The 13,465-nt window shown below is 72.2% G+C and carries 10 protein-coding genes; 6 read left to right on the top strand and 4 right to left on the bottom strand.

The window, feature by feature from the left end; all coding sequences use genetic code 11:
- Nucleotides 1-252: 252 nt before the first annotated feature.
- Nucleotides 253-2,478 carry a catalase gene (locus AB0302_RS08945; protein WP_366371478.1) on the bottom strand — a complete coding sequence of 742 codons (2,226 nt, stop codon included), beginning with the start codon at nucleotides 2,476-2,478 and terminating at the stop codon, nucleotides 253-255.
- 110 nt (nucleotides 2,479-2,588) lie between these two features.
- Between AB0302_RS08945 and AB0302_RS08940 the strand changes: the two genes are divergently transcribed.
- Together AB0302_RS08940 and AB0302_RS08935 are read left to right on the top strand one after the other, a co-directional pair.
- Nucleotides 2,589-3,395 carry a carbon-nitrogen hydrolase family protein gene (locus AB0302_RS08940; RefSeq protein WP_248116438.1) on the top strand — a complete coding sequence of 269 codons (807 nt, stop codon included), beginning with the start codon at nucleotides 2,589-2,591 and terminating at the stop codon, nucleotides 3,393-3,395.
- A 122-nt stretch (nucleotides 3,396-3,517) separates the two neighbouring features.
- Nucleotides 3,518-4,093 carry a hypothetical protein gene (locus tag AB0302_RS08935; RefSeq protein WP_248116440.1) on the top strand — a complete coding sequence of 192 codons (576 nt, stop codon included), beginning with the start codon at nucleotides 3,518-3,520 and terminating at the stop codon, nucleotides 4,091-4,093.
- Nucleotides 4,094-4,309: 216 nt separating this feature from the next.
- Here AB0302_RS08935 and AB0302_RS08930 read toward each other — a convergent pair whose 3' ends face one another.
- A complete protein-coding gene (locus AB0302_RS08930) occupies nucleotides 4,310-4,960 on the bottom strand; it encodes a helix-turn-helix domain-containing protein (RefSeq protein WP_248116442.1) in 651 nt (216 codons plus the stop codon).
- Nucleotides 4,961-5,109: 149 nt separating this feature from the next.
- Between AB0302_RS08930 and hutU the strand changes: the two genes are divergently transcribed.
- The 4 genes from hutU (at nucleotide 5,110) to hutH (ending at nucleotide 11,274) form a co-directional block, all read left to right on the top strand.
- Nucleotides 5,110-6,807, top strand: coding sequence for a urocanate hydratase (gene hutU / locus AB0302_RS08925; protein WP_366371476.1), 1,698 nt, complete (start codon nucleotides 5,110-5,112; stop codon nucleotides 6,805-6,807).
- Nucleotides 6,808-6,904: 97 nt separating this feature from the next.
- Entirely contained in the window at nucleotides 6,905-8,281 is a 1,377-nt protein-coding gene (locus AB0302_RS08920; RefSeq protein WP_366371474.1) for a YjiH family protein, read from the top strand.
- 56 nt (nucleotides 8,282-8,337) lie between these two features.
- Nucleotides 8,338-9,543, top strand: coding sequence for an imidazolonepropionase (hutI, locus tag AB0302_RS08915; RefSeq protein WP_298710528.1), 1,206 nt, complete (start codon nucleotides 8,338-8,340; stop codon nucleotides 9,541-9,543).
- Nucleotides 9,544-9,660: 117 nt separating this feature from the next.
- Nucleotides 9,661-11,274, top strand: a complete 1,614-nt coding sequence (gene hutH, locus AB0302_RS08910; protein ID WP_366371471.1) for a histidine ammonia-lyase — start codon at nucleotides 9,661-9,663, stop codon at nucleotides 11,272-11,274.
- Between the two features lie 143 nt (nucleotides 11,275-11,417).
- Here the strand turns inward: hutH and AB0302_RS08905 are convergent, their stop codons facing one another.
- Complete coding sequence (locus AB0302_RS08905; protein ID WP_366371469.1) at nucleotides 11,418-12,728, bottom strand: MFS transporter; 1,311 nt, start codon at nucleotides 12,726-12,728, stop codon at nucleotides 11,418-11,420.
- Entirely contained in the window at nucleotides 12,725-13,387 is a 663-nt protein-coding gene (locus tag AB0302_RS08900; RefSeq protein WP_298710524.1) for a flavin reductase family protein, read from the bottom strand. Before AB0302_RS08900 ends, AB0302_RS08905 begins: the two co-directional genes overlap by 4 nt.
- Between the last annotated feature and the right edge of the window lie 78 nt (nucleotides 13,388-13,465).

Genomic DNA, 13,465 nt, shown 5'->3' with positions numbered 1-13,465 from the left:
CCACTACAACTACCATCGGCCTCATACCTCCTGCGCAGAGGCTCCTCCGGCCTCACTGGCCCCGGCCCGAGTCAACAACGTCATGCCCTCCTACACCTAGGGCACTCCCCACCCGGTTGCTTTCGAGCGTGAAGAGGGCGCTGTATCGCGTTCAGAAGTGGCCATTCCCTCCTTTCCACGCTCGAAAGCGCGGGCGGACATGCCGAGGGGGCGGGGACCACACGGCCCCCGCCCCCTCGTCCTGCAGCCGGGTCAGTCGGCCAGGCGGCCGGTCGTCGGGAAGCGCTCCCACACGCGGTGCGCGGGCATGAGCTCCTTCAGCTGGGCGACGGCATCGTCGCCGCCGTCCACCGCGAGCACGCCCGGGGTGCCGGTCAGGCCGAGCTCGTCCAGCACGGTCGCGCCCTCGCCGACGGCCACGACGGCCTTGGCGTGGCGCCAGGCCTCCTGCACCAGCTTGGCGACGCGCGGGTCCACGGCGTCCGGGGCGTCGGCGGCGGCCTTCGCGTCCAGGCCGTGCTGGGCGTCCACCGCGGGCGGGGTGGCGCCGAGCACCACCACGGCGTCCAGCTCGACCGAGGCGGCGGTGAGGTAGGCGCGCTGCGCCACGACCTCGCCGGCCACAGGGCCGCCCTTGGGGGCGATCACGAGCGGCACCATGCCGGCGTCGTGGACGCCCTGCACAGCGTCGCCGAGCACCTTCTCGTCCACCTGCGGGCCCACCACGAGGCCCACCTGGCGGCCGTCCAGCGGCCAGGTCTGACCGATCTGGGACAGCGCCGGAGAGGGCTGCACGTCCGCGGGGGCCTCGGCCGGCTCCGGGACCTCGAGGCCCAGGCCGTCCGCCACGGTCTTCGCCAGGCGGGCGTCGATCGCGGCGAGGGCGCGCAGCTGACGCACGCGGATGGTCTCCTCGTAGCACTTGGCCAGCTCGAACGTGTATGCCTGGGCCACGTGCTCGCGCTCCACCTCGGAGAGGGAGAGGAAGAAGAGGCGGGCCTGGGAGAAGTGGTCGTCGAAGGAGGCGGCGTGGCCGCGCACCTTCTCCGCCGAGGCCTCGATCGGCTGCGGGTGGTCGATGAACGGGCGTCCGTCCGCCGGGGTTTCGAACGGCACGCCGCCGTCCAGGGAGTTCGGGCGGTACGGGGCCACGCCGCGGTGCACGGCGGTCTGGTGCATGCCGTCGCGCAGCATGTCGTTGACCGGGGCGTGCGGGCGGTTGATGGGCAGCTGGGTCCAGTTCGGCCCGCCGAGGCGGGAGAGCTGGGTGTCCAGGTAGGAGAACAGGCGGCCCTGCAGCAGCGGGTCGTTGGTGACGTCGATGCCCGGGACCAGGTTGGCCGGGTTGAAGGCCACCTGCTCGGTCTCCGCGAAGTAGTTCGAGGGGTTCGCGTTCAGGGTCATGCGGCCGATCGGCTGCACGGGGGCGAGCTCCTCGGGGACCAGCTTGGTGGGGTCGAGCAGGTCGATGCCCTCGAACATCTGCTCCTCGTTGTCCTCGAACACCTGCACGCCGAGCTCCCACTCGGGGAACGCGCCGGCCTCGATGGCGTCGGCGAGGTCGCGGCGGTGGAAGTCCGGGTCCGCGCCGTTGGCGATCAGCGCCTCCTCCCAGGTCACCGAGTGCACGCCGAGGACGGGCTTCCAGTGGAACTTGACCAGCACGGTGGAGCCGTCCGCCGCGATGAGGCGGAAGGTGTGGATGCCGAAGCCCTCCATGGTGCGGTACGAGCGCGGGATGCCGCGGTCGGACATGTTCCAGATGGTGTGGTGCTGCGCCTCGGTGTGCAGGGAGACGAAGTCCCAGAACGTGTCGTGCGCGGACTGGGCCTGGGGGATCTCCCGGTCCGGGTGCGGCTTCACGGAGTGCACGACGTCCGGGAACTTGATCGCGTCCTGCACGAAGAACACCGGCATGTTGTTGCCCACGAGGTCCCAGGTGCCCTCGTCGGTGTAGAACTTCGTGGCGAAGCCGCGGGTGTCGCGGGCCAGGTCCATCGAGCCGCGCGAGCCGGCCACGGTGGAGAAGCGCACGAAGACCGGGGTCTCCTTGTCCTTGGCGAACACGCCGGCCTGGGTGATCTTGGCGGCGGTGCCGTAGCCGCGGAACACGCCGTGGGCGCCCGCGCCGCGGGCGTGGACCACGCGCTCCGGAATGCGCTCGTGGTCGAAGTGGCTGATCTTCTCGCGCAGGTGGTGGTCCTGCAGGAGGGTCGGGCCGCGGCGGCCGGCCTTGAGGGAGTGGTCCGAGTCCGCCAGGCGCACGCCGTGCGCGGTGGTCAGGAACTGGCCGCCCTGGGCGACGGCGGCCGGATCGGCGCCGGTGGCCTGGCCCGTGGGGGACACGGTGGCCGGGCCGGACTGGTCCGGGGCGGCGGGGGCGACGGGCGCGTCCGGCGAGGTCTGCGCCGTCGGCTCCATCAGCTCGGGCGTGAGGGGCCCGGGGGTGCCGGGAATGGGGGGCTGCTTCGAGGTCATGATCGTTGCCTTCCGTGTCGACGGTCCCGCGCGGCTGCGCGCGGGCGAGGTCTGCCCTCCCAGCGTGGACCCCCCCTGTGGGTGCTGACCAGTCGTGGCAGGCTGGGTGCATGAGGATCAGCGTGGGACAGTTCGGGCCGGGGGCCCGGGTCGAGCAGAACCTGGCCGCCGCCGGACGGCTCGCCGAGCGCGCCGCCGCGGAGGGCGCGGGGCTGCTCGTGCTCCCGGAGGAGGCCATGCTCGCCGCCCGGGCGACGTCGGAGGCGGACTTCCCCGGCGCCGTCGCGGCTGCGTGGGGGCCCTTCGCCGAGGGGCTGGCGGGGCTCGCCCGCGAGCACGGCCTGGCGGTCATCGCGGGCGGCTACGAGCCGAGCGGATCCGACCGCCCGTACAACACCCTCCTCGCCGTGGACGCGGCGGGTGCCGTGGCCGGCTCCTACCGCAAGCTGCACCTCTACGACGCCTTCGCGCACCGCGAGTCGGACCGCATCACCCCGGGTGACGGCGGAACCGCCGTCGTCCAGCTGGCCGGCCTGCGGGTGGGCCTGCAGACCTGCTACGACCTGCGCTTCCCCGAGGTGTCACGGGCCCTCGCGCTCGCGGGAGCGGACGTGATCGCCACCCCCGCCGCGTGGTTCTCCGGCGAGCACAAGGTGGACCACTGGCAGACGCTCCTGAAGGCGCGTGCCGTGGAGAACACGGTGTGGGTGGCGGCGGCGGACACGTGCGCCCCGGACTCGTCCGCGAGCGGGGGCACCGTGGGCCACTCGGCGGTGATCGATCCGCTCGCGCTCACCGTGGCGGCCTTGACCGACGAGCCCGAGGCCGTGGCCACCGCCGATGTGACCCGCGAACGGATCGACCAGGTGCGGGAGTTCCTCCCCGTGCTCGCCAATCGACGCGCGGACGTCCTCTGACGGTCCGCGTTACCCCTTTGCCTGGGAGCACGCCTAAAATCAGCTCAGACGTGCATCCACGCGGGCGCCTCCCCGGCGCTCGGAACGCGCCCCGTGCGACGGGGAGGAACGGGAGTATCCACATGAACACCGCCCAGAACCCCGCCCACGGCGCCACCGCCGTCGAAGCCCGCGCCGGCCGCACGGAGCCCGTGCGCCCGGTCCGCCACGCCACCGTGGACGAGACCATGATCGAGCCGACCCGTCCCGTGGACGGCTGGGGCTTCGCCAACCGCGTGATGATCGCCGCGGCGGTGCTGACCATCGCCTTCATGATCGCCCGCGTGGTGCTCTTCCCCGAGGCCGGCACCGCTGCGGTGCGGGACCTGAACCTGGAGCAGAACGGCTTCCTCCCGTCCACCGGCGAGACCGGCCGCGGGTGGGTCGTCACCCTGCAGTCCGTCATGTTCGGCCTCGTGGGCGGCGCCCTCACCGCCGCGTTCGGCTACGGGATCGTCCTCATGATGGGCGGCGCGGCCCGCTCCGCGGCCCGCTACGTGATCGGCGGCGTGATCGGCGGCCTGATCGCCGCCGCGCTCCTCCTGATGGTCTTCTCGAACACGGCGGTCGAGTCCATCGGCTTCCACGTCTTCTGGCTGCTTCCGCTGGGCGGCCTGATCGGCGGCCTCTGGGCGGGGCTCACCTCCGCGCGTCGCTGACCCACGACGGCGGTCCTCGCGTGCACGCCCGGCACGGGCGGTCGGGGGACCGCCGGACGGAATCAAGGCCCCGAGGCCCGGCATCGCGCCGGCCCTCGGGGCCTTGGTCCGTCATCACTCGCACCGTCATCACTCGCACCTTGATGAGGTGCCTTCAGCGTAGGAGCCGAGGGTGGGTAATCCAGGGGAGCCGCCTGTGGTTTGGCTGGGAATGGTTCAGTCGCCGGAGAGCGCGCGCGCGATGCGCGCCGTGGCGGCCACCAGGGCCCGGCCGCAGCGCTCGGCCAGCTCGTCCGTGCACCGGTAGTCGGGCACCAGGGTGCTGAGCGCCCCGACGACGGCGCCTCGCACCACGACGGGGGAGGTCAGGGCGGTGACGTCCGGCTCCACGGAGTGGGTGCGCTGCGTGTACTCCCCGGCGGGCACCTCTCCCCGGAAGGCGCGGCCCACGGCGCTCTCCGCGAGCGGCACCGTGCGGCCCACCCAGTTGGTGTGCCGGACCGAGTGGGTGCCCTCCACGATCGCGATGTAGAGCGCGGTCTCGCCCGGACCGTGGATCGCCAGGTACACGGACTCGCCGGTCCCGGCGACCACCTCCTCCATCGCGTCACGCGAGAGGGCCACGAGCGGTTCCCGCGTGAAGGCCCGGGCGCCGATCTGGAGGAGACGCGGTCCGGGGCGGTACTGGGCGTCGTCGTCGCGGGCCACGAGCCCCGCGCTCTCGAGGCTGCGCAGGAGGCGCAGCGCCGTGGAGGGGGGGAGGTCGGCGGTCCGCGCCGCCTCCGAGAGGCTCAGGGGCGCCTCCTCGGTGACGGCCGCGAGCAGCTCGAGCGCGCGGTCCACGGTGCGAGTCGATGCGGTGGCCATGAAGGGGAGAGTACTGCCCGGCACGCCGAGGGGGCTTGCATGTGTCGATGCTCACTGTTTCAATGGGTGGCAACACGTTGCCGCGCAACGGCAAGCCTGGGGAGTCCCCCTCGGCGACGCCGCGCACCGCCTTCTCGAGAGGAACCACCATGGCCGAGGGCTTCACCCAGCACGATCCGTCCCGCACCATCCGCGCCGACCGCGGCACCGAGCTCTCCGCCAAGTCCTGGCAGACCGAGGCTCCCCTGCGCATGCTGATGAACAACCTGGACCCGGAGGTCGCCGAGCGCCCCGAGGACCTGGTCGTCTACGGCGGCACCGGCCGCGCCGCCCGCTCGTGGGAGGCGTTCGACGCGATCGTCGAGACCCTCAAGGACCTCGAGGACGACGAGACGCTGCTCGTGCAGTCCGGCAAGCCCGTGGGCGTCATCCGCACCAACACGTGGGCGCCGCGCGTGCTGATCGCCAACTCCAACCTCGTGGGCGACTGGGCCAACTGGAAGGAGTTCCGCAAGCTCGAGGCCGAGGGCCTCATGATGTACGGCCAGATGACCGCCGGCTCGTGGATCTACATCGCCACCCAGGGCATCCTGCAGGGCACCTACGAGACCTTCGCCGCGATCGGCCGCAAGAAGTACGACGGCACGCTCAAGAACACCCTGACCCTCACCGGCGGCTGCGGCGGCATGGGCGGCGCCCAGCCCCTGGCCGTGACCCTCAACGGCGGCGTCTGCCTGATCGTGGACGTCTCCGAGGAGCGCCTGCGCCGCCGCATGGGCAAGCGCTACCTCGACGAGGTGGAGACCGACATCGACAAGGCGATCGAGCGCGTCATGCAGGCCAAGCGCGACGGCGAGGCCGTCTCCGTGGGCCTCGTGGGCAACGCCGCCGAGGTCTTCCCCGAGCTGCTCGAGCGCCAGAAGGCCGGCGAGGTCGAGATCGACATCGTGACGGACCAGACCTCCGCGCACGACCCGCTCTCCTACCTCCCGCTGGAGTACACCGTGGAGGAGTGGCACGCCGAGGCCGAGGCCGACGCGGACACGTTCACCAAGAAGGCCCAGGAGTCCATGGCCCGCCAGGTCGAGGCCATGGTCGGCTTCCAGGACATCGGCGCCGAGGTCTTCGACTACGGCAACTCCATCCGCGACGAGGCCCGCAAGGCCGGCTACTCCCGCGCGTTCGAGTTCCCGGGCTTCGTCCCGGCCTACATCCGCCCGCTCTTCTGCGAGGGCCTCGGCCCGTTCCGCTGGGTGGCGCTCTCCGGCGACCCGGAGGACATCCGCGTCACCGACGAGGCCCTGAAGGAGCTCTTCCCCGAGAACGAGCACCTGCACCGCTGGCTGGACGGCGCCGCCGAGTTCGTGGAGTTCGAGGGCCTGCCGGCGCGCATCTGCTGGCTCGGCTACGGCGAGCGCCACAAGGCCGGCCTGCTCTTCAACCAGCTCGTGGCCGAGGGCAAGGTGAAGGCCCCGATCGTGATCGGCCGTGACCACCTGGACTCCGGCTCCGTGGCGTCCCCGTACCGCGAGACCGAGTCCATGCTGGACGGCTCCGACGCGATCGCCGACTGGCCGCTGCTCAACGCCCTGACCGCCACCTCCTCCGGTGCCACGTGGGTCTCCATCCACCACGGCGGCGGCGTGGGCATCGGCCGCTCCATCCACGCCGGCCAGGTGGGCGTGGCGGACGGCACCGAGCTGGCCGCGGCCAAGCTCGAGGCCCTGCTGACCAACGACCCGGCCATGGGCGTCTTCCGCCACGTGGACTCCGGCTACTCCCGGGCCGCCGAAGTCGCCGCCGAGCGCGGCGTGCGCGTGCCCATGGAGGCGAAGATCCGCGACTGAGCGGGTCTCGGCGCGGGCGGCAGCCGCCGCCCGCGCACCTGAAGAAGCGGCCCGGGCGGGCATGACCGCTCGGGCCGCTCGGTGAAAGGACACCACGATGGCGCAGGCCCATCCCGGAGACGCAGAGCTGCATACGAACACGACGGCGATGGCCGCCATCCGCAACGACGATCCCCGCCCTCCCGCGCGGTGGCGCATGCTGGTGTACTCGGCGATCGGCGTCTTCATGTTCTTCGTGCCGATCACCATCGACGGGGTCAGCACCATCCCCCTCGACCACATCGTGACCTGGGTCCGCAGGATCCTGGGACCGGCCGAGCGCTTCGTGGGCCTGGCCATCATCGCGGCCGGCGCGGTGTACCCGTTCGCGACCGGCCGGTGGCGCCAGGGCCCCATGCGGATGACCTTCGCCTTCCTCGCGGTGCTGGGCTTCGTCACCGCGAGCATGGTGGTGTTCGGCTTCGGCCCGAGCTGGATCCTGGACAAGGCCATCGGCCCGTTCCTGCTGGACAAGCTCGTGGTCCCGGTCGGGCTGATCGTGCCCATCGGCTCCGTCTTCCTCGCCCTGGTCATCGGATACGGACTCATGGAGTTCGTGGGCGTGTACCTGCGCCCGGCCATGCGGCCGATCTGGAAGGTGCCCGGCCGTGCGGCCGTGGACGCCGTGGCCTCGTTCGTGGGCAGCTACGCCCTCGGACTGCTTCTGACGAACCGCATGTACCGCGGCGGCCGGTACACGGCGAAGGAGGCGGCCATCATCGCCGTCGGCTTCTCCACGGTGTCCGCGACCTTCATGGTGATCGTGGCCCGCACGCTCGGCCTCATAGACGTGTGGCTCTGGTACTTCTTCGGCACCCTCGTGGTGACATTCCTCGTCACCGCCATCACCGTGCGCATCCCCCCGCTGAGCCGCATCCCGGACGAGGTCCACCCCGGCGTCGAGCACCATCCGGAGCAGCCCGTCACGGCCGACCGCTTCAGCGTCGCGCGCCGGGCCGCGGAGCAGACGCTCGCCGAGGCTCCGTCGCTGGGGCGCAATGTGTGGCTCAACTTCCGCGACGGTCTCGTGATGGTCATGCAGATCCTGCCGTCCATCATGTCCGTGGGCCTGATCGCGCTGCTGCTGGCCACCCATACCCCGGTCTTCACGTGGGTGGGCTACCTCTTCTTCCCGCTCTTCGCCCTCCTCGGCTTCTCGGACCCGGGCCTGTTGGCCACGGCGTCCGCCACCTCCATCGCCGAGATGTTCATCCCGGCCACCATGGCGGCGGGCCACGAGGACTTCGTGGCGCGCTTCGTGATCGGTGTGATCTGCGTGTCCGCGATCATCTTCTTCTCGGCGGTGGTCCCGGCCATCCTCGCCACGGACATCCCCGTGAAGCTCTGGCACCTCGTGGTCGTCTGGGCGGAGCGTGTGATCCTCACGATCCTGCTCGCCACCCCGGTGGCCCATCTCGTCGCCGCCCTGACCTGACATCCTGGGAACGTCGCTCCTCCGTCTCCCTCGCCCGCCCGCTCCGAAAGGCCCCCATGCGCTCCACGCTCCTCACCGACATCGCCGAGCTGACCACCGTCGACCCCGAGGGCCGGGTCCTGGCGGACGCCGCCGTCGTGGTGGAGGACGAGCGGATCGCGTGGATCGGCGCCGCCGCCGAGGCCCCCGGGGCCGACGAGCGCGTGTCCGTGGGCGGGCGTGCCGTGCTGCCCGGCTGGGTGGACTCGCACACCCACCTCGTGTTCGACGGCGACCGCTCGGCCGAGTTCGAGGCCCGCATGGCCGGGGAGTCCTACGCCGCCGGCGGCATCGGCGTGACCACGTCGGCCACGCGGGAGGCCTCCGACGAGCGTCTGCGCGCGCTGGTCGCCGGGCGTGTGGCGGACGCCGTCGCCGGCGGCACCACCTACCTCGAGACGAAGACCGGCTACGGCCTCTCCGTCGAGGAGGAGGCCCGTCACGCGCGCCTGCTCTCGGAGCTGAAGGCCGAGGGGCAGATTGACGAGGTGACGTTCCTCGGCGCCCACCTGGTGCCGAAGGGCCGCGAGGCGGAGGACTACCTCGACGACGTCGTCGGCCCCATGCTGGACGCCGTGCGCGAGCACGTGGGCTGGATCGACGTCTTCTGCGACAAGGGCGCCTTCGACGCCGCGCAGACCCGCCGCGTGCTCGAGGCGGGCACCGCCGCGGGCCTGCGCGTGCGCCTGCACGGCAACCAGATCGAGGAGGGCCCCGGCGTCGGCCTGGCCGTCGAGTTCGGCGCCGCCTCCGTGGACCACGTGAACTTCCTCGCCGACGCGGACGTCGAGGCGCTGGCCGGCACGTGGGGCGACTGGGACCGCGCGTCGGCCGCCGGCACCCCCGGCACCGTGGCCGGCTGCCTGCCCGCGTGCGACCTCTCCACCCGCGCCCCCCTGGCCCCGGCCCGCCGCCTGCTGGACGCCGGGATCGAGATCGCGCTGGCCTCCAACTGCAACCCCGGCACGAGCTACACCACGTCCATGAACTTCAACGTGGCCACCGCGGTGCTGCAGATGGGCCTCACGCTGGCCGAGGCGCTGCGGGCCGCGACGCTCGGCGGCGCGATCGGCCTGCGCGCGCAGGACCGCGTGGGCAGCCTCGAGGTCGGCAAGCGCGCGGACCTCCACGTGCTCGACGCCCCCGCCGCCATCCACCTCGCCTACCGCCCCGGCATGCCGCTCACCCACGCGGTGTGGCGGGCCGGCCGGCGCGTCGTCTGAGGTCGCCCACCCCGTACGATCACCGCCGGGACCACCCGCCCGGTGACGCCCGCCGCCGGACGCGCCCGTCCGGCGGCGGCACCCGCCCCACCCCACCACCCGAGGAGCGCACCGCCCATGACCACCCCTCCCGCCACCGTCACGCTCGGCACGTCCGGGGCCACCCTGGACGACGTCGTCGCCGTGGCCCGCCACGACGCCCGCGTGGTGCTCGCCGACGACGTGCTCGAGACCGTCGGCGCGGTGCGCCGCCACGTCCAGGCGCTCGCCGAGGCCGAGACCCCCACCTACGGCGTGTCCACCGGCTTCGGCGCGCTCGCGGACAAGCACATCCCGCTCGAGTCCCGCGCGCAGCTGCAGAAGTCCCTGATCCGTTCGCACGCCGCCGGCATGGGCCCCGTGGTGGAGCGTGAGGTCATCCGCGCCCTCATGTTCCTGCGGGCCACCACCCTGGCCTCCGGCCGCACCGGTGTGCGCCCCGTGGTCGTGGAGACCTTCGTGGCCATGCTCAACGCCGGCATCACCCCCGCCGTGCGCGAGTTCGGCTCGCTGGGCTGCTCCGGCGACCTCGCCCCGCTCTCCCACGTGGCCCTGGCGCTGATGGGCGAGGGCGACGTCGTCGGGGAGGACGGCGCGCTGCGTCCGGCCGGCGAGGCGCTCGCCGAGGCCGGGATCGAGCCGGTCGAGCTGCGGGAGAAGGAGGGCCTGGCCCTCGTCAACGGCACCGAGGGCATGCTCGGCATGCTGATCCTCGCGCTGGCCGACCTCGAGGAGCTCGCCGATACCGTGGACCTCACCGCCGCCATGTCCGTGGAGGCACTGCTCGGCACCGACCGCGTGTTCGTGCCGGAGCTGCATTTCCCGCTGCGCCCCCACCCGGGCCAGGCGGCCTCCGCGGAGCGGATCCTGAAGATCCTGGCGGGCTCGCCGATCGTGGCCAGCCACCGGGAGGGCGACTCCCGCGTGCAGGACGCCTACTCGCTGCGCTGCGCCCCGCAGGTGGCCGGCGGCCTGCGCGACACCCTCGCGTACGTGCGCACCGTGGCCGAGCGCGAGCTCGCCGCGACCATCGACAACCCGGTGGTGCTCGACGACGGCCGGGTGAGCTCGAACGGCAACTTCCACGGGGCGCCCGTGGCGTACGTGCTGGACTTCCTGGCCATCCCGGTGGCCGACGTCGCCTCGATGTCCGAGCGGCGCACCGACCGCATGCTGGACCCGGCCCGCTCGCACGGGCTGCCCGCGTTCCTCGTGGACGACCCGGGCGTGGACTCCGGCATGATGATCGCCCAGTACACGCAGGCCGGGCTCGTCTCGGACATGAAGCGCCTGGCCGTGCCCGCGTCCGTGGACTCCATCCCGTCCTCCGCGATGCAGGAGGACCACGTCTCCATGGGCTGGCATGCCGCCCGCAAGCTGCGCTCGGCCGTGGAGAACTTCCGCCGCGTGCTCGCCGTGGAGCTCGTGGCCGCCGCCCGCGCGATCGAGCTGCGCGCCCCGCTGCGGCCCTCCGCCGCGACCGGCGCCGCCGTCCGCGTGATCCGGGAGGCCGGCGTCCCCGGCCCGGGCCCGGATCAGTACATGGCCCCGCAGCTGGCCGCCGCCGAGCAGGCCCTGCGGGACGGTTCGGTGCTGGCCGCCGTGGCCGAGGCGCTCGCGGGCGCGTCCGTCGACGCCGAGCCGCAGGACCTGGCCGAGGAGCCCGAGGGCGCGGAGGCCGAGGGGCACTGACGCCGCGGAGCGGTCAGACGCCAGAGAGTGGTCACGACATGCCGCGTCCGTCTGCACGAGGCGGCGTGTCGTGACCACTCTGTGTATGGAGGGGGTCTGTGTGTGGAGGGGGCGGCCTGCGGGTCGGGCCCGGTCACCCCGGCTCAGGCCGCCAGGTCCACGTCCTTCGTCTCCTTCATGAACAGGCCGGTCAACCCGGTGAGGCCGCCGACCACCATGAGGTAGATCGGGAACGCGCTGGTCCAGCCCTGCGCCGTCAGCCACGTGATCAGGTACGGCGCCGTGCCGCCGAAGATCGCGGTGGCCAGCGAGAGCATGGTGGCCACGCCCCTGGCGCGCACCGCCGTGGGCAGCACCTCGGACCAGACGGCACCGTTGACGCCAAACAGCAGCGCCACGGCCAGCAGGGCGATGGTCTGCACGAGCACGAACGAGGCGAAGGTGCCGTCCAGCATGCCGAACAGCGGGAACGGCAGCAGCACGAAGAGCAGGCCGAAGGCGATGACCAGCGGACGGCGCCCGACCCGGTCACCCAGCAGGCCCGCCCCGAGGATGGCGGCCAGGAAGATCACCTGGGCCACGAGTGAGGCCGAGAGCGTGGTGGCCTTGTCCATGTGATGGGCCACCTGCGCGTGCGTGGGCAGGTAGATCAGCCACGTGTAGAACATCAGGGAGCCGCCCGCGGAGACCAGGAAGATCGTCAGCAGGCCGCGCCACACCGCGCCCGGCTCCCGACGTGGGGCCTCGTCGGCGGTGGGCACCACCTGCTGCGCCGCCGTGAAGTGCTCCGACTCCGTCAGGCTCCGACGCAGGTACAGCGCGTAGAGGCCGAGGACGCCTCCGATGCCGAACGCCACGCGCCAGCCCCAGGACGCCACCTGCTCGTGGGAGAGCAGCGTGTTGATGGCCAGACCCACGAGGGTCGCCAGGATCGTGCCCACCACCACGGACACCCACGACGTCGCCCCGAACAGCCCGCGCCGACCCTGCGGCGCGCGCTCCACGAGGTAGGTCACGGAGGTGCCCATCTCGCCTCCGTGCGCCAGGCCCTGCAGCAGGCGGGCGATGACGAGGATGACCGAGGCGAAGACGCCCACCGTGCCGTAGGTGGGGGTGACGGCGATGATCAGGCTGCCGAGCGCGGTGATCATCATCGCCGCGAAGAGGCTGCGCTTGCGGCCCACCCGGTCCGCGTAGGCGCCGAACACGTAGCCGCCGATGGGGCGGGCGACGAAGCCCACCGCGAAGACGGCCAGGGTCGCGAGCAGCCCGGAGGTGGGGTTGTCCGTGTGGAAGATCTGCGCCGCGAAGACCGGGGCGAAGATCGTGTAGACGTTCCAGTCGTACCACTCCAGCGCGTTGCCGAAGTTCACGGCCAGCATGTCCTTCAGGCTCCGGGGGCGGGCCCCGGCCACGGGAGCGGTCCGGGCCGGGCCGGTGGCCGCGGTGCTCATGCCCGTCCCTCGAGGCCGGCCTGGGCGTCGCCGTCGGCGCCGGGCACCCGCATCTCGAAGGTCTCCCGCACCACGGTGTAGTCGAAGTAGCCCAGACGCGCGATCGGCTGGATGCGCGGGATGTCGATGCGGCCGTCGGCGGTGATGACGTCGTCGTCGATGTGGATGGTGTCCACGTGGGCGAAGACCACGTCGATGGTGCCGACGTTCGAGTCGCCCTTGATGCGGTGCGTCGAGTGGTAGCGGCACTCGAAGCGCACGGGGGACTCGGCGACCATCGGGATGGGGTGGTTGTCCGCGTAGACCTTGGTGACGCCGTGCTCCGCGATGCGGTCCCACTCGCTCTCGCCCGGCTCCAGGGCCATGGCGGAGACGTTGACGGCCTCGCGCAGGTCGTAGGTGGCCATGTTCCACACGAACCAGCCGGTCTGCTCCGCGTTGAGGACGGTGTCCTTGCGGCGTCCGTCCGGGTACTGGTTCGCGGAGAACATCACCATGGGCGGGTCGAAGGTGAGGTTCTGCCACTGGCTGTAGGGGGCGATGTTCTCCATGCCGTCCGGGCTCACGGAGGACAGCCAGCCGATGGGCCGCGGCACGGTGGAGCTCTTGAAGGGGGAGAAGGGCAGGGGGTTGGCGTCGTGCTGCGGGCGGTACTTCATGAGTCCTCCGTGTGATGGCGGTAACAGGATGCGGGCCACGCTACGCCGCATATTCCGGATATATCAAGCGGATGTGCG

The sequence above is a fragment of the Micrococcus sp. NPDC078436 genome (assembly GCF_040702705.1).
In the GTDB taxonomy this organism is placed as follows: Bacteria; Actinomycetota; Actinomycetes; order Actinomycetales; family Micrococcaceae; genus Micrococcus.
Note: the sequence above shows the minus strand (reverse complement) of the source record. Positions and strands in the feature narration are given on the sequence as shown.

What these genes read in the sequence shown, in the direction of transcription:
- AB0302_RS08945 (WP_366371478.1), bottom strand. Translation starts at nt 2,478, where the DNA reads ATGACCTCGAAGCAGCCCCCCATTCCCGGCACCCCCGGGCCCCTCACG.
- AB0302_RS08940 (WP_248116438.1), top strand. Translation starts at nt 2,589, where the DNA reads ATGAGGATCAGCGTGGGACAGTTCGGGCCGGGGGCCCGGGTCGAGCAG.
- AB0302_RS08935 (WP_248116440.1), top strand. Translation starts at nt 3,518, where the DNA reads ATGAACACCGCCCAGAACCCCGCCCACGGCGCCACCGCCGTCGAAGCC.
- AB0302_RS08930 (WP_248116442.1), bottom strand. Translation starts at nt 4,960, where the DNA reads ATGGCCACCGCATCGACTCGCACCGTGGACCGCGCGCTCGAGCTGCTC.
- hutU (WP_366371476.1), top strand. Translation starts at nt 5,110, where the DNA reads ATGGCCGAGGGCTTCACCCAGCACGATCCGTCCCGCACCATCCGCGCC.
- AB0302_RS08920 (WP_366371474.1), top strand. Translation starts at nt 6,905, where the DNA reads ATGGCGCAGGCCCATCCCGGAGACGCAGAGCTGCATACGAACACGACG.
- hutI (WP_298710528.1), top strand. Translation starts at nt 8,338, where the DNA reads ATGCGCTCCACGCTCCTCACCGACATCGCCGAGCTGACCACCGTCGAC.
- hutH (WP_366371471.1), top strand. Translation starts at nt 9,661, where the DNA reads ATGACCACCCCTCCCGCCACCGTCACGCTCGGCACGTCCGGGGCCACC.
- AB0302_RS08905 (WP_366371469.1), bottom strand. Translation starts at nt 12,728, where the DNA reads ATGAGCACCGCGGCCACCGGCCCGGCCCGGACCGCTCCCGTGGCCGGG.
- AB0302_RS08900 (WP_298710524.1), bottom strand. Translation starts at nt 13,387, where the DNA reads ATGAAGTACCGCCCGCAGCACGACGCCAACCCCCTGCCCTTCTCCCCC.